Raw genomic sequence first — 14995 nt, forward strand, 5'->3', positions numbered from 1 at the left:
GAACCCACCTCCTCTGGACTCAGCGGCCACGGTCTTTCCGTGGCAGGAGGGTTTGTCATAAGACGCGTCGGCAACGGTAGCGGGTAGGGCCCGCACCGGTGCAGACGGTCAAGCCTACAGGCACCCGAACGGGGGCTTGAAATCGACCGCACAATCGCCTCAATCTGGACGCATCGGGTGAGAGGGCGCACTACTGTGCGCGACCGATCGACCTCACTGAGGAGGCGGTTCCCATGGCTCACATGTCCGGAAACCCGCAGGTCCAGGCCCACTCCCACGCTGCCCCCCGGCGCAACGTGGTCTCCGCGCTGATCAACACGGACGGCCACGCCCATCCGCTCCAGAACACGCTGACCGGCATCGCCTTCATCCTCGGCGCCATCTCGATCGCCACCTGCGCGTTCCGCGGGCTGCACATGGTGGCCTCGTGGAGCGGCCTGGCCGGCGTGCTGACGGCGGCCTACGCCCAGTACATCTCCGCGACCACGGCGGAACGGTTCATCATCGTGATCGCGGGCGGAGCCTCCGCGGTCGGCCTCGGCATCGGCCTGGCGCACGGCGGCCTCATCTGAGCCCCGTCACCTCCCTTTACTCCTCCCGGTTCGTCCACACGGGCCCGGTTGTCCACACGCGGCAGCCGGGCCTAGGGCGTGGGCGCCGCAGGGCAGTAGGCTCAGCGCTTGACGCGAACCACGCCCGAGGAGCACCCCCTTATGAGCCTGCGCCTGAGGACCATCAGCCGGGAGGAGCACCTGGCTTTCATCAGCAGCCTGCCCTCCGCCAGCCACATGCAGGTCCCGTCCTGGGGTGACGTCAAGGCCGAGTGGAAGTCGGAGTCCATCGGCTGGTTCGACGGCCAGGACCGGATCGTCGGCGCCGGCCTGGTGCTCTACCGGCAACTGCCCAAGGTGAAGCGCTACTTGGCGTATCTGCCCGAGGGTCCGGTGATCGACTGGTTCGACCCCAACCTCGAGCGCTGGCTGCGGCCGATGCTGGACCACCTGAAGGGGCAGGGCGCCTTCACGGTGAAGATGGGCCCGCCGGTGATCATCCGCCGCTGGCAGGCCGAGACGATCAAGAACGCCATCGCCGCCAAGGAGGCCAAGCGGCTGCGTGACATCGAGGCCGACTGGTACGAGCCGCGCGCGATCGACACGGCGGACCGGCTGCGCCGGATGGGCTGGCAGCAGGGCGAGGACGGCGGCGCCGGCTTCGGCGACGTGCAGCCGCGCTACGTCTTCCAGGTGCCGCTGGCCAACCGCTCGCTGGACGACGTGCTCAAGGGCTTCAACCAGCTGTGGCGCCGCAACATCAAGAAGGCCGAGAAGGCCGGCGTCCAGATCGTCCAGGGCGGCTACGACGAGTTGCCGGTCTTCCACCAGCTCTACCTGGAGACCGCCGAGCGCGACCAGTTCATCCCGCGCCCGCTCTCCTACTTCCAGCGCCAGTGGAAGGCGCTGACCGCCGAGGACCCGAACCGGATGCGCCTCTACCTGGCCTACCACGAGGGCGACGCGCTGGCGGGCACGACCATGATCACCGTGGGGCAGCACGTCTGGTACTCCTACGGCGCCTCCACGGTGCACAAGCGCGAGGTGCAGCCGAACAACGCCATCCAGTGGCGGATGCTGCGCGACGCCTACGCCGCCGGAGCCACCGTCTACGACCTGCGCGGCATCAGCGACACCCTGGACGAGTCGGACCACCTGTTCGGCCTGATCCGGTTCAAGGTCGGCACCGGCGGCCAGGCCGCCGAGTACCTGGGCGAGTGGGACTTCCCGCTCAACAAGCTGCTGCACAAGGCGCTCGACATCTACATGCAGCGCCGCTGACGCTCCGCCACATCCCTCCAGCCCCAAAGCAGTTCGCAGGAAGAAGGACCTCCCCGCATGGCGCTCACCCTGTATGTGGACACCCCCCGCTGGCGTGACCACCAGCGCAAGGTGCTGGGCAGCTTCCCCGGCCTGGTACCGGTCGCCAAGGGCAACGGCTACGGCTTCCGCAACCTGCGGCTGGCCGAGGAGGCCACTCGCCTGGGCTCGGACATCCTCGCGGTCGGCACCGCCTACGAGGCCGCCGAGCTGAAGGACCACTTCGGCCGCGACCTGCTGGTGCTCACCCCCTACCGGATCGGCGAGGACCCGGTGCCGCTGCCGCACCGGGTGATCCGCACCGTCGGCACGGTGGAGGGCGTGCGCGGGCTGGTCGGCGGGCGGGTCGTCATTGAGTGCATGACGAGCATGCGCCGCCACGGCGTCCACCCGGAGGACCTGGTCAAGCTGCGTGCCGCGGTCGAGGACGTGCGGGTCGAGGGCTTCGCTGTGCACCTGCCGATGGACCGGCCGGACGGGATCGATCCGCTGGCCGAGACCGCTCGCTGGGTGGACCAACTGCGTTCCGCCGGGCTGCCGCTACGCACCATGTTCGTCAGCCACCTCAAGGCGGCCGAGGTGGAGCAGCTGCAGTCGTGGTACCCGGAGGTGCGCTTCCGCGCCCGCATCGGCACCCAGCTCTGGCTGGGCGACCACGAGGCGATCGACTGCCGGGGCACGGTCATGGAGGTCCACCGGCTGGTCAAGGGCGAGCGCTTCGGCTACCGGCAGAACCGCGTCGCCGGGGACGGCCACCTGCTGATCGTGGCCGGCGGCACGGCCCACGGCGTCGGCCTGGAGGCCCCGAAGAACCTCAGCGGGCTCACCCCGAAGGCCAAGAACCTGGCCCGCGCGGGCCTGGCCACCATCGGGCGCAACGCCTCGCCGTTCAGCTGGAACGGCGCCAAGCTGGCCTTCGCCGAGCCCCCGCACATGCAGGTCTCCATGCTGTGGGTGCCGGGCGAGGTGACGCCGCCCGCAGTGGGCGACGAGCTCAAGGCGACGCTACGCCACACCACCACCCTGTTCGACCGCATCGTGGACGTGCCCGGGGCGCCCCAGCAGTTCTGACGCGCCGTCAATCGCCTTGTCGAAGCCGTACCGTGCGGGGGCGGCGGCGTGGCCCCGGTGCCCCAGCACCCGGACGTCAGCCGCACCGTCGAGCGGGCCGCCGGAGGGATCGTCGGAACCGTCGAGGCGGACCGGGTCGTTCTCCGGGGCCAGCGCGTCGCGCACGATCATGGCCACCAGGTAGAGCGTGCCCAGGATGTGCACGGCGATGGCGGCGTGGTACCAGTCGTTGGGCAGGCCCTTCTGGCTGGAGCCCGAGTTGTAGGCGAGGTTGTACCAGATCGCCAGGAAGTACAGGACCTCGGTGGCCTGCCAGACGAGGAAGTCGCGCCAGCGCGGTCGAGCGAGAGCCGCCAGCGGGGTCAGCCAGAGCACGTACTGCGGCGAGTAGACCTTGTTGGTCAGTACGAAGGCCGCGATGACGAGGAAGGCGAGCTGGGCGAACCGCGGCCGACGCGGTGCCGCCAGGGCCAGCCAGGCGATGCCCAGGCAGCAGACCCCCAGCAGCAGCGTGATCAGCGTGTTCACCGTGTCGGTGTCCAGATTGATCAGGCCGTTCTGACTGAGGATCAGCCAGAAGGAGCCGTAGTCGATGCCGCGGGTCTGGCTGAAGCGGTAGAAGGTGGCCCAGCCGTCGAAGTTAGCGATCATGAAAGGCAGGTCCACGGCCAGCCAGGCGAGCGCCGCAGCGCCGAAGGCCTGCGCGAAGTCCCGCATCCGGCCCGCCCGCAGGCAGAGCACCAGCAGTGGCCCGAACAGGAAGACCGGGTACAGCTTGGCCGCGGTGGCCAGCCCCAGCAGCACCCCGGCCCAGGCCACGGAGCGGCGCGCCCACAGCGCCATGCCGACCGCGGTCAGCGCGACCGCGAGCAGGTCCCAGTTGATGGTGGAATCCAGCGCCAGCACGGGAGCCAGCGCGAACAGCAGCGCGTCCCAGGGACGGCGGCGATGGGTGCGGGACAGGGCGATCACCGTGATCACCGCGCAGACCAGCAGCATGCCGGCGTTGACCAGCCAGAAGATCTGCTCCCGGTGCACGTCCCCGCCGGTGGTCGGGGTGAACTTGCCGGCGATCCACATGAACAGGCCGGTGAGCACCGGGTACTCGAGGTACTTCATGTCCGCGGAGGCGCCGGGGATCTGGTGCAGGTAGGGGAAGTCGCCGTTGGCGATGCCGCGCAAGGTGAACAGGTGCGGGATGTCGCTGTAGCAGGCGTGGTCGTACTGGGCGGTGGCGCCGTAGAACCAGCCGCTGTTGTAGCAGGGCACCTTCTGCACCATGCCCAGGGCGAAGACCGCGATGGTGCACACGGCGAGCACCCGGGCCGCCGTCCACCAGCCGACGCCCAGCAGCGCCCGGCGTCCGGGCGGACCGCCGAACACCTCGCTCGCGGCCGCCGCGACCGGGTCCTCGTCCGCCGGGACGACAACGGTGTCCCCTGGCGGCGGGGTGGGCAGGGCGGGGCGCTCGGAGAGCTCGTCAGTGCGGTCGCTCGACGTCATGGCCGACATCCTGCCGTACGTTCCTTTGCCGCGGCACTGCCTCCACGCGCTCCACCCGCTCCACCCGCCCCGCGGACTCCAGGCGTTCCACGGACTCCAGGCGTTCCACGCGGAACGGCGCGGCCCCCGCCGAAGCGGGGCCGCGCCGTTCAGCCGACCCGGCGTCGGTCCGCCGAGCCGTCAGTTCCCGGTCGCCGGGGAGTTCGACGTACTGGGAGAGGAGGACGGTGAGCCGCTGGACCCGCCCCCGGTGCCGCCTCCGTTGCCGTGGCCGCCGTTACCGCCGCCGTTGCCGCAGAAGAGGATGCAGGTCGATGCGGTGGGCGACGGGCTGGTGCCGGTGCCGCCGTTCCCGTTGCCGTTACCGCCGTTCCCGTTGCCGTTCCCCTGGGTCAGGCTGGGCGTCGGGCTGGGGTTGACCGACTGCGTCGCGCTCGCCGACGCACTGGCCGAGGGACTCGCCGAGGCGCTGGCCCGCACGCCGGCCTCGTTCTGCACCACGCCGTAGTGCGGGTCCGCAGGCAGGTCCACCGGGGTCTCGCCGGAAAGGACGGACTTCATGTAGGTGGTCCAGATCTCGGTCGGGTAGTCGGCACCGTAGATCTTGGTTTTGCCGGTCAGGCCGACGAGGGGCCAGAAGGAGTGGTCCTTAGGGCTCTGGTCCCACAGTCCGATCGCCGTCGACAGGGTCTTGGTGTATCCCACGAACCAGGCGGAACGCTTGGAGTCGGTGGTACCGGTCTTGCCGGCCGCGTCCCAGCCGAGCGCGCGGGCCTTCTCACCGGTTCCGCCGTTGATGACGGCCTTGAGCGCGGTGGTCACCGAGTCGGCGACGTCCGGGCTGAAGACGCGCTTGGGAGTGCTCTTCAGCGAGACGGTCTTCCCGTTGACGGTGTAGTGGTCGACCTCGTAGGGATCGGCCTCCATACCGGAGGAGGCGAAGGTCGCGTAGGCCGCGGCGAGACGGATCGGTCCCGGCGTGGAGGTGCCCAGGGCGAAGGACGGGCCGAGGCCACCCCACTGGGTGCTGGGGCTGAGACCGGCCTGGATCGCCGCCTGCTTGACTTTGTCCATCCCGACGTCCATGCCCAGCTGGACGTAGACGGTGTTGACGGACTGGGCCATCGCCTTCTTGAGGTTGATCGGGCCGAGGTTCTCACCCGAGTCGTTGACCTGGGTCCAGGGGCCGTTCTTGTCCGTCCACAGGGTCCCGTCAGGCTTACGAATCTTCAGCTTGTTGTTGCCGTTGTAGAGCGTGTCCAGGGACAGACCCGTCCCCGGCGACGCCGTTCCCTGGTTGTTCGACTGGACGCCGTACTCGAGGGCAGCGGCGAGCACGAAGGCCTTGAAGGTCGAACCGACCAGGACGCCGGGGTTGTCCGCGTCGTCGAACTGCTGCTTCAGGTAGTCGGGTCCGCCGTAGATGGCCGTCACCGCACCGTCACCGGGCTTGACGGAAGCGCCGCCCGCATGGAGCCACGCGTCCACCGGATAGCTCTTGCCGTACTGGGGCGTGCCCCTGTCGTCCACGGTGTTGACCACCGTGCGCTTGGGGTCGAGCTTGCCCTTGAAGGTGCCGTCGACGGCGGCCTTCATGTCGTCCATGGCCTTCTTGTCGAAGGTCGTCCAGATCGTGTAGCCGCCCTTGTCCAAGTCGGCGCGGGAGACGCCGCTGCGCAGCAGGTTGTTGGTCGCCAGATCGACCAGGTAGCCGACGTATCCCGACTTGCTGCTGTCCTTGGCGAAACCCTTGGGCATCGGGAACTTGTTGGCGGTGAGCGCCTGCTGGGCCTGTGCGGCGCTCTGCATCTTGTCGACGACCTGCCGGTTGAGGACGTACTGCCAGCGCGCGATGGCCCGTGCCTTGTTGTTCGCGGCATTGGTACCGGTCTCGTCGGAACCGTACGGGTCGTACAGGCTCGGACCGTTGACCAGTGCGGCCAGGAAGGCACCCTGACTGACGTTCAGGCTCTTGGCGTCGATGCCGTAGTACGTCTTGGCGGCGGCCTGGATGCCGTAGGCCCCTCGGCCGAAGTAGACGCCGTTGAGGTAGGCCTCAAGGATCTGCTGCTTCGACATCGTCTGGTTGATCTTGATCGACAGCAGGATCTCGTTGAACTTGCGGGTGAACGTCTGGTTGCTGTCCAGGTAGGCGTTCTTGATGTACTGCTGGGTGATCGTCGAGCCCGACTGGGTGTCACCGCCCTGGGCCATCTTGTACAGGGCACGCAGGATGCCCTGGGGGTCGATGCCCTTGTCGGTCCAGAAGGTCTCGTTCTCCGCGGCGATGAAGTCGTTCTGCACCGCCAGCGGGATCTTGTCCAGCGGCACGTTCTCCCGGTAGTAGGTTCCCCGGCGCGCCAGAAGGGTGCCGTCCTTCCACAGGTACGTGTTGCTCTGCATCTTCAGAGCGGCGTTCTCCGTGGGCAGTTGGACGTGCGCATAGGCGTAGCCGACCAGGCCGAAGAGGGCCGCCACGGCGACGAGGATGCCGCTGGACACCTGCTTCCAGGAGGGAATCCAGCGCTTGAAGCCGGTCTTGCCCCAGCGCGGGTAGTCGATGAACCGCTTGGGCTTGGGGCCGGCCGGTGCGGCGGCACCAGCGCCCTTGCCCCGACTGCCGCGGCCCTTGCCCTGAGCAGCGCGCCGCATTTCGGCACGGGTCATGCGCGGTTGCTGCGCAGTTCCGCCGGCAGTGCCGGGGCGAGGGGCCCCCGCGCCCTGCGGGGCGCCGGGCCCCTGCGGGGCACCGTGGGCGCGCGCGCTACGCCGGGGCGGCAGGCCCTCCTGGCGGCTCGCGTTCTGCGGCGGCTTTCGCCGGTGTTCGCTCATGCTTCCAGCTGCTCCTCGGACAGGCTTCGCGGCCTGAAGGTGACGGTGCTGTTCCCCCAAGGCGCCGGCCGGTCTGGCCAGATTGCACCGGGGACGACGACGCCCCAGGCGTCACATCGGTTCCCGGCTTTTTGCATAGCGCACAGAGTACGCAGCGACGTAAGGCAGCTAAGCGGGCGTCAACTCCCATTTGGGACATAACCGCTGTGAATCCTTAGGAAAGCTCCACCACGACCGGCCCAGGGAGTCGCCCTTGCGTCATTCACGCGCGCGTCCTATCGTCCCGATGTATCGAGTCGATACATCGCAGTGGCATACTGCTCTCGACCGAGAGACCGATCGGCCCCCGGTTCGGGCAGCCGCGCGGTGACGTGGGAAGCGAACGGCGCAGCAGGAAGGGAGGCGGCAGACGACCATGAGCAGACGCTCCGGAATCCTCGAGTTCGCTGTCCTCGGCCTGCTGCACGACGCCCCGATGCACGGCTACGAGCTGCGCAAGCGCCTCAACGTGCTGTTGGGCTCATTCCGCGCCTTCTCCTACGGCACCCTCTACCCCTGCCTGAAGGGGTTGGTGGCGCAGGGGTACCTGGTGGAGGACAACCCCGACACGCAGTACATCCCGCCCACCGCGCTCAACGGCAAGCGATCCAAGATCGTGTACCGGCTGACCCCCGAGGGCAAGCAGCGCTTCGAGGAACTGCTCTCCGACTCCGGGCCCGACGCCTGGGAGGACGAGCACTTCGGCGTGCACTTCGCCTTCTTCGGGCAGACCGACCGCGCGGTGCGGATGCGCGTGCTGGAAGGCCGGCGCAACCGCCTCGAGGAGCGCATGGAGCGGATGCGCGCCTCCCTGGCCCGCACCCGCGAGCGCCTCGACGCCTACACCCTCGAACTCCAGCGGCATGGTCTGGAGTCGGTGGAGCGCGAGGTTCGCTGGCTCAACGAGCTGATCGAGACCGAGCGCTCCAACCGGAGCGGGCGGCAGGCAGGCAGCTCACCCCCCGGCGCCGAGGACGGCGCCCCACAGATTTCGGACGGCCAAGGCCCCACCGGGACATCTCCCAGCGGGCCTCCCGACCGCCCGGAGCGCCGCTGACAGTCGGCGGCGCCGAATCCGAGCCTGACCCCCGTCACAGAGTCGTGTCGAGGGACGGGCCGTATGCGGGCGGCAGCGGGACTGCCGGCACACGCATTGACGTACCGCAACGAAGAATTCAGGGATGCCGCGCCACGGCGCGGCATCCTCGGAACACACACTAGGGAGCAACCGGAATGGGTTCGGTTCGCGTAGCCATCGTGGGCGTGGGCAACTGCGCCGCGTCGCTGGTGCAGGGTGTCGAGTACTACAAGGACGCCGACCCGAACAGCCGCGTGCCCGGTCTGATGCACGTGCAGTTCGGTGACTACCACGTCCGCGACGTGGAGTTCGTCGCCGCCTTCGACGTGGACGCCAAGAAGGTCGGCCTGGACCTGGCCGATGCCATCGGCGCCTCGGAGAACAACACCATCAAGATCTGCGACGTCCCCTCCACCGGCGTCCAGGTCCAGCGCGGCCACACCCTGGACGGTCTCGGCAAGTACTACCGCGAGACCATCGAGGAGTCGACCGAGGAGCCGGTCGACGTCGTGCAGGTCCTGAAGGACCGTCAGGTCGATGTCCTGGTCTGCTACCTCCCCGTGGGTTCCGAGGACGCCGCCAAGTTCTACGCCCAGTGCGCCATCGACGCCAAGGTGGCCTTCGTGAACGCCCTCCCGGTGTTCATCGCCGGCACCAAGGAGTGGGCCGACAAGTTCACCGAGGCCGGTGTGCCGATCGTCGGTGACGACATCAAGTCGCAGGTCGGCGCGACCATCACGCACCGCGTGATGGCCAAGCTCTTCGAGGACCGCGGTGTCATCCTCGAGCGCACCATGCAGCTGAACGTCGGCGGCAACATGGACTTCAAGAACATGCTCGAGCGCGACCGCCTCGAGTCCAAGAAGATCTCGAAGACCCAGGCCGTCACCTCGCAGATCAAGGACCGCGACCTCGGCGCGAAGAACGTCCACATCGGCCCGTCCGACTACGTGGCCTGGCTGGACGACCGCAAGTGGGCCTACGTCCGCCTCGAGGGTCGCGCCTTCGGTGACGTTCCGCTGAACCTGGAGTACAAGCTCGAGGTCTGGGACTCCCCGAACTCCGCCGGTGTCATCATCGACGCCCTGCGCGCGGCGAAGATCGCCAAGGACCGCGGCATCGGCGGCCCGGTGCTCTCCGCCTCCAGCTACTTCATGAAGTCCCCGCCGGTCCAGTACTTCGACGACGAGGCCCGCGAGAACGTCGAGAAGTTCATCCGCGGCGAGGTCGAGCGCTGAGCCACGCTCCGCGCTGAACGCTGCACCTCCGAGGGGGTGCGGGGCAGGTCGCCCCGCACCCCCTCGGCCTGCGTGTCAACCGTTTCACGTGAAACATGCCACGCTTAGCACCGTGGTGATCACAACGCTCCTGCGGCTCCGAGGCTTTCGCCTCCTGCTGGGCACCCGACTGCTCTCCCAGGCCGCCGACGGAGCGTTCCAGGCCGCCCTGGCCAGCTATGTCGTCTTCTCCCCCGAGCGGCAGGCCACCCCGGGCGCCATCGCCTCCGCCTTCGCGGTCATGCTGCTGCCGTTCACCCTCTTCGGGCCTATCGCCGGAGCCGTCCTCGACCGTTGGCGGCGACGCCACGTGCTGGTGCAGGGGAACGGGCTGAGGCTGCTGCTCTGCCTGGGCACCGCGGCTCTCGTCCTGGCCCGGGTGCCCACCGCGGTCTTCTTCGCCGCTGCTCTGGTGGTCACCGGGATCAACCGCTTCGTCCTCGCCGGACTCTCCGCCGGGACGCCGCATGTCGTCCCGGCCGGCTCACTGGTCACCGCCAACGCCCTGGCACCGACGGCCGGAACCGTGGCCACCACCGTCGGGGCAGGTCTCGCGGTGGTCGTGCGGCTCGCCCTGACCCCCGGGCCCCAGGCCAACGCCGGACTTCTCGCGCTCGCCGCGCTGGGCTATGCGGCCTCCGCCGCGACGGCGCAACGCCTCGGCCCTGACGCACTCGGCCCCGAACACCCCCAACACCTGGCGCTACGGCGGACGTTCGCGGATTCCACGGCGGACCTGCGCTCCGGCCTCAGCTACCTGCGCCGCGAGGCCCGGCCAGCCCGCGACGCCCTCGCGGCGGTCACCATCTGCCGCTTCTGCTATGGGCTGCTGCTGGTCACCCTGCTCATGCTCTGCCGCAACAGCTTCGCCGCCCCCGATGACCAGGGCACCGCGCTGCGCTATCTCGGCCTGGCTCTCGGTGTCTCCGCCGCCGGATTCTTCGCCGCTGCGCTGATCACGCCCTGGGCCACCCGGCGCCTGGGCGTCGCCGGCTGGCTCAGCTGCTGCGCCGCCCTCGGGGCCGTGCTGACACCGGTCCTCGGCCTGCTGTTCGCACCCCTGCCGACCGTCATCGCGGCCTTCGTGCTGGGTCTGGTCTCCCAAGGGGTCAAGATCAGCGTCGACACCACTGTCCAGGCCACCGTCGCCGACGGGTACCGCGGCCGTGTCTTCGTCCTCTACGACATCCTGTTCAACGTGTCGCTGGTCACGGCCGCGGCGGCGTGCGCGCTGGTGCTGCCCGTGTCAGGCCGCTCAGCACCGCTGGTGCTGACCAGCTCAGCGCTGTACGCGGCAACGGCGGTCGGCTACTTCTGCCGCTCCGCCCACCACTCCTTGAGCATCCGCTCCGCCTCCTCCTGAGACTGCGGCCCGAGCTCCAGGCGCTGTTCCAGCAAGTACCGGTAGGCCTCGCCGACCTCCCGCCCGGGCTTGATACCCAGGACGGCCATGATCTGATCGCCGTTCAGGTCCGGGCGGATGGCGTCCAGTTCCTCCTGCTCCTGGAGTTGCGCGATGCGCTGCTCCAGGCCGTCGTAGGAGCGGGACAGCGCCGCGGCCTTCTTGCGGTTGCGGGTGGTGCAGTCCGACCGCGTCAGCTTGTGGAGCCGGTCCAGCAGCGGGCCCGCGTCGCGCACATAGCGGCGCACCGCGGAATCGGTCCACTCGCCGGTGCCGTAGCCGTGGAAGCGCAGGTGCAGCTCGACCAGCTTGGAGACGTCATCGGTGAGCTCGTTGGAGTACTTGAGCGCCCGCATCCGCTTGCGCGTCAGCTTGGCGCCGACGATCTCGTGGTGATGGAACGAGACGCCACCGCCCGGCTCGAACCGACGGGTCCGCGGCTTGCCGATGTCATGCAGCAGCGCCGCCAGACGAAGCGTCAGATCGGGCCCCTCGGTCTCCAGATCGATGGCCTGCTCCAGCACCGTCAGCGTGTGCTCGTAGACGTCCTTGTGCCGGTGGTGCTCGTCACGCTCCAGCCGCAGCGCGGGGAGCTCCGGCAGGACGTGCTCGGCCAGGCCGGTGTCGACCAGCAGGGTCAGGCCCCTGCGGGGGTGGGGCGACAGGATCAGCTTGTTGAGCTCGGCCTGGACGCGCTCGGCGGAGACGATCTCGATCCGGCCGGCCATCTCCGCCATGGCGGTCACGACCTCGGGGGCCACCTCGAAGCCGAGCTGAGCCGAGAAGCGGGCAGCGCGCATCATCCGCAGCGGGTCGTCGTCGAAGGACTGCTCCGGCGTTCCGGGCGTGCGCAGCACCCTGGCGGCGAGATCCTGCAGGCCGTGGTGGGGATCGATGAACTCGACGGCGGGCAGAGCCACAGCCATCGCGTTCACCGTGAAGTCCCGGCGGACCAGGTCCTCCTCGATGCTGTCCCCGTAGGACACCTCAGGCTTGCGCGAGGTGCGGTCGTAGGCCTCGGAGCGGTAGGTGGTGATCTCGATCTGCAGCTCGCCCTTGCGCGCGCCGATGGTCCCGAACGCGATGCCCACGTCCCAGACGGCGTCCGCCCAGCCCTTCACCAGCTTGAGGATCTGCTCCGGACGGGCATCGGTGGTGAAGTCGAGATCACTGCCGAGACGGCCCAGAAGGACGTCCCGCACCGAGCCGCCGACCAGCGCGAGCTTGAATCCGCCCTGCTGGAAGCGGTGTCCGAGCTCCTCCGCCACAGGGTAGGCACGCAGGATCTCGCGGACGGCGGCGGTGTCGCCGACCCGCGGGACGCGGTCGGGGGCCTGCTCGGCAGCGGCGCTGGAAGGAATGTCGTTCGGCACGACAGACAAGGGTACGGGCCGCAGAGCCTCGCAAGCCCCCATCCGGGGCTCCCAGCGGCACGGGACGGGTCCCGGCGTCGTTACCATGCCAGAACGCAAAGATGGTGAATCACGGGGCACAGCGAGGAACAGCGAGGGCGCGTGAGCGAGGCGGCACAGCACGGTCGGCGTCGTTGGCGCGCCGCGGGGACGGTTCTGCTGGCCGCGGGCATCACCGTCCTGGGCGGGCCGGTGCTGATCCCCGCCGCCGACGCGGCCGCCCCCGCGGCAAGCAGCAGCAAGCAGCAGGTCACCGTGACCATCAACACGGTCAGCCCCACGGCACCCAAGTCGAACGGCACCGTCACGCTCTCCGGAGCGGTCACCAACACCGGCGCCGGTGCGGTGCACGATCTGCACCTGGGGCTGCGCACCACCGGAAACCCGATGCAGACCCGAGCCGAGATCGCCGACACGGCGGACCGCGGGGCCCGCAGCTCTGTGGACGGGCTGGAGCTCAAGTCGCCCCGCCAGGACGTGGGTTCACTGGCCGCGGGGGCGAGCGCACCGTTCACTCTCAAGGTGTCCGTCAAGGATCTGCATCTCAGCTCCGACGAGGGCGTCTTCGCGCTCACGGTGGACGCGGAGGGCACCACCAACTCGGCCGCGTACCTCCACTCGCTCGGGGCCGCACGTACCTTCCTGCCCCTCTATCCGAGCAAGGGCACCGCCAAGCCGACCCAGATCGCCACCCTGTGGCCGATCGTGGCCGCCCCCAAGGTGCAGGCGCAGACCTACACCGACCAGGGCGGCGAACAGCCCGTTCTGACGGATGATCAACTGGCCACCGACCTGGGTCCCGAGGGCCGGCTCGGACAGCTCAGCGCCCTGGGCAACGCGTACACCAGCACCCTGCATCTGAGCTGGGTCATCGATCCCGACCTGGTGAACACCGTCGTGGGGATGACCGGCAAGTACCAGGTGCTCACCGGGGACGACAACGAGGGCGCGACGCCGGACTGCAAGTGCACCCAGAGCGGAAAGGGCAGTCAGACCGCGCAGAGCTGGTTCACCGGGCTGCAGAGCACCCTGCAGAAGCAGAAGGTCGTCGCACTTCCCTACGGTGACCCCGACCTCGCGTCGATCGCGCACAGCTCCGGCAGCACCAAGCCGCTCACCTCGCTGCTGAGCACCTCGCAGGAACTGGGGCTCGACCGCCTGCAGGTGACCGCGGATCACACCGTGGCCTGGCCCTACCAGGGCTACCTGGACGGCTCGATCCTCTCCCTGGCCAAGTCCATGGGGGACCGGACGGTCATCGTGAGCGGTGACAGCATGTCCGACGCCCAGAACCTGGACTACACGCCCAACGCCGCCCGATCGGTCGGCGGGATGACGGCCCTGGTCGGCGATGCCACGCTGGCGGACATCTTCGCCGGCCAGCTGAGCACCCCCGCGCAGAAGACGGCGGCCACCCAGCGCTTTCTCGCGGAAACGCTGCAGATCACCGAGGAGAAGCCCAACCGGCAGCGAACCATCCTGCTCGAGCCGCCGCGCAACCTCTCGGCGGCGACCGCGGAGACGTTGCTGAAGGCGCTCCAGCAGGCGGTCAGTGGCAAGTGGGCCAAGGCGGTGGACCTTTCCACGGCGATCAACGCCACTCCCGACCCGGGGGTCACCACCAAGGTCCCGCCCGCGTCCACCTATCCGAAGTCGGTGGCGAAAAGCGAACTCCCCTCGCTGCCGGACGTGCTGGCGGTGCAGCAGAACATCGCCGACCTGGCCAAGGTGCTGACCGAACCGGCCCGCCTCAAGGCGCCGTTCAACACCGCCATCCTGCGGTCGGTTTCCACCCAGTGGCGCACGCAGAGCGGTTCCGGTGACTACCTGGCATCGACGGTCGGCTACCTCAGCAGCGAACTGGACGCGGTGCACATCCTGCCCAAGCCGGGCAATACGGTGACCCTCCCCGGCGGCAACTCATCGGGCACCGTCGCCGTCAGCGTCACCAACAATTTGCAGCAGAAGGTGACCGGGCTGGAACTGCACCTGACCTCGCTCTCGCCGACGCGACTGCGCCTCGACAAGCCCGAGAACGCGGTGGTCACCGGGATCAGCATCGACGGCGGCGGCACCAAGAAGACCTTCCGCTTCCCGGTGAAGGCCAGCGCGAACGGGACCGTCACGATGGTCGCCCAGCTGTACACGGCGGACGGCAAGCCTTTCGGAAGCGGCCAGTCCTACTCCTTCACGGTCAAGGTCACGTCGGTGTCCACCGGTGTTGTTCTGCTGCTCGTCGGCGGCGCGTTCCTGGTCCTGCTGGCCGGCCTGCGGCTGTACTGGAAGCGCAAGAAGAACAGCGCGCAGCAGAGCTTCGACAGCACCCCTGAGCAAGGGGAGGAGAACGGCCCTGCTGGCGGGTCGACAGGCGGCTCGGACAACGGGTCAGGCAACGGCTCGGGCAACGGCTCGGAAGAAGAAACCACCGTCTGAACCTGCCGTGCTCTGCGGATCCGCTCCTGGATCTGAGAGGGTAGGCACCTGTCAGTAGGCGAGAATCCGGAGAGAGT

The 14995-nt window shown here is 68.9% G+C and carries 10 protein-coding genes; 7 read left to right on the plus strand and 3 right to left on the minus strand.

Going from position 1 to position 14995, the window contains the following annotated elements; translation table 11 throughout:
• Positions 1-233 precede the first annotated feature (233 nt).
• From ACFP3V_RS09650 to ACFP3V_RS09660, 3 genes are all read left to right on the plus strand, one after another.
• Positions 234-572: a hypothetical protein gene (locus ACFP3V_RS09650; protein WP_380581956.1), complete on the plus strand. Its 339-nt coding sequence runs from the start codon at positions 234-236 to the stop codon at positions 570-572.
• A gap of 141 nt (positions 573-713) precedes the next feature.
• The gene (locus ACFP3V_RS09655; protein WP_380581958.1) at positions 714-1832 is read left to right on the plus strand and encodes a lipid II:glycine glycyltransferase FemX; all 1119 of its coding nucleotides are present in this window, start codon (positions 714-716) and stop codon (positions 1830-1832) included.
• Positions 1833-1889: 57 nt separating this feature from the next.
• Positions 1890-2942: an alanine racemase gene (locus ACFP3V_RS09660; RefSeq protein ID WP_380581960.1), complete on the plus strand. Its 1053-nt coding sequence runs from the start codon at positions 1890-1892 to the stop codon at positions 2940-2942.
• Here ACFP3V_RS09660 and ACFP3V_RS09665 read toward each other — a convergent pair.
• Positions 2877-4445, minus strand: a complete 1569-nt coding sequence (locus ACFP3V_RS09665) for a glycosyltransferase family 87 protein (RefSeq protein WP_380581962.1) — start codon at positions 4443-4445, stop codon at positions 2877-2879. The genes ACFP3V_RS09660 and ACFP3V_RS09665 overlap by 66 nt on opposite strands.
• A gap of 180 nt (positions 4446-4625) precedes the next feature.
• Positions 4626-7112: a transglycosylase domain-containing protein gene (locus ACFP3V_RS09670; protein ID WP_380581964.1), complete on the minus strand. Its 2487-nt coding sequence runs from the start codon at positions 7110-7112 to the stop codon at positions 4626-4628.
• A 580-nt stretch (positions 7113-7692) separates the two neighbouring features.
• Here ACFP3V_RS09670 and ACFP3V_RS09675 point away from each other — a divergent pair.
• The 3 genes from ACFP3V_RS09675 to ACFP3V_RS09685 all read left to right on the plus strand — a co-directional run bounded on the left by ACFP3V_RS09675 (position 7693) and on the right by ACFP3V_RS09685 (position 11034).
• On the plus strand, positions 7693-8373 hold the full coding sequence (locus ACFP3V_RS09675) for a PadR family transcriptional regulator (protein ID WP_380581966.1): 681 nt from the start codon (positions 7693-7695) through the stop codon (positions 8371-8373).
• A gap of 176 nt (positions 8374-8549) precedes the next feature.
• A complete protein-coding gene (locus ACFP3V_RS09680; RefSeq protein ID WP_380581968.1) occupies positions 8550-9632 on the plus strand; it encodes an inositol-3-phosphate synthase in 1083 nt (360 codons plus the stop codon).
• 112 nt (positions 9633-9744) lie between these two features.
• Positions 9745-11034, plus strand: coding sequence for an MFS transporter (locus tag ACFP3V_RS09685; protein ID WP_380581970.1), 1290 nt, complete (start codon positions 9745-9747; stop codon positions 11032-11034).
• Here ACFP3V_RS09685 and ACFP3V_RS09690 read toward each other — a convergent pair.
• Positions 10980-12446 carry a CCA tRNA nucleotidyltransferase gene (locus ACFP3V_RS09690; protein ID WP_380581973.1) on the minus strand — a complete coding sequence of 489 codons (1467 nt, stop codon included), beginning with the start codon at positions 12444-12446 and terminating at the stop codon, positions 10980-10982. The two genes, ACFP3V_RS09685 and ACFP3V_RS09690, sit on opposite strands and share 55 nt — an antisense overlap.
• Before the next feature lie 141 nt (positions 12447-12587).
• Between ACFP3V_RS09690 and ACFP3V_RS09695 the strand changes: the two genes are divergently transcribed.
• Positions 12588-14918, plus strand: a complete 2331-nt coding sequence (locus tag ACFP3V_RS09695) for a DUF6049 family protein (protein WP_380581975.1) — start codon at positions 12588-12590, stop codon at positions 14916-14918.
• The last annotated feature ends 77 nt before the right edge of the window (positions 14919-14995 follow it).

The sequence above is a fragment of the Streptacidiphilus monticola genome, from assembly GCF_042658505.1.
GTDB lineage: Bacteria > Actinomycetota > Actinomycetes > Streptomycetales > Streptomycetaceae > Streptacidiphilus > Streptacidiphilus monticola.

Bases quoted from the DNA above. Each gene is read 5' to 3' on its own strand.
- ACFP3V_RS09650 (WP_380581956.1), top strand. From the start codon at position 234: ATGGCTCACATGTCCGGAAACCCGCAGGTCCAGGCCCACTCCCACGCT.
- ACFP3V_RS09655 (WP_380581958.1), top strand. From the start codon at position 714: ATGAGCCTGCGCCTGAGGACCATCAGCCGGGAGGAGCACCTGGCTTTC.
- ACFP3V_RS09660 (WP_380581960.1), top strand. From the start codon at position 1,890: ATGGCGCTCACCCTGTATGTGGACACCCCCCGCTGGCGTGACCACCAG.
- ACFP3V_RS09665 (WP_380581962.1), bottom strand. From the start codon at position 4,445: ATGACGTCGAGCGACCGCACTGACGAGCTCTCCGAGCGCCCCGCCCTG.
- ACFP3V_RS09670 (WP_380581964.1), bottom strand. From the start codon at position 7,112: ATGACCCGTGCCGAAATGCGGCGCGCTGCTCAGGGCAAGGGCCGCGGC.
- ACFP3V_RS09675 (WP_380581966.1), top strand. From the start codon at position 7,693: ATGAGCAGACGCTCCGGAATCCTCGAGTTCGCTGTCCTCGGCCTGCTG.
- ACFP3V_RS09680 (WP_380581968.1), top strand. From the start codon at position 8,550: ATGGGTTCGGTTCGCGTAGCCATCGTGGGCGTGGGCAACTGCGCCGCG.